1 protein-coding gene is annotated in these 531 nt (G+C 51.4%); it reads right to left on the reverse strand.

Annotation, left to right across the window (positions count from 1 at the left end):
* Positions 1-531, reverse strand: a 531-nt coding sequence (locus tag R8O10_RS27270) for a biotin/lipoyl-containing protein (RefSeq protein ID WP_318192239.1), incomplete at both ends; no start/stop codon positions are given.

The following is a 531-nucleotide window of genomic DNA, read 5'->3' on the forward strand; positions in this document are numbered from 1 at the left end:
GGAGCTTCTGCTTTAGGAGCCGCTGCTGCAGGTGCTGCCGCTTGAGCTGGAGCCGCTGCAGGAGCTGGAGCTGCGCCCGCTACTTCGAATACCATGATTAGTGAGCCAGTAGACACTTTGTCGCCAGCTGCAATCTTGATTTCTTTAACAGTACCAGCGAATGGTGCAGGAACTTCCATAGAAGCTTTGTCGCCTTCTACAGTGATCAGAGATTGCTCTTCTTCCACTGTGTCGCCAACTGCAACCATGATTTCAGTCACTTCAACTTCGTCGCCGCCGATATCTGGAACGTTAACTTCTTTTGCCGCAGATGTTACTGGAGCTGCTGCCGCTGGTGCTTCTACTGCCGCAGGAGCTGCTGCTGGAGCGCCTGAACCTGCTACTTCGAATACCATGATTAGTGAGCCAGTCGATACTTTATCGCCTGCTGCTACTTTGATCTCTTTAAGCGTACCTGCGAATGGTGCAGGAACTTCCATAGAAGCTTTGTCGCCTTCTACAGTGATCAGAGATTGCTCTTCTTCGATGCTG

The organism is Vibrio sp. 1727, assembly GCF_033344415.1.
GTDB lineage: Bacteria > Pseudomonadota > Gammaproteobacteria > Enterobacterales > Vibrionaceae > Vibrio > Vibrio alginolyticus.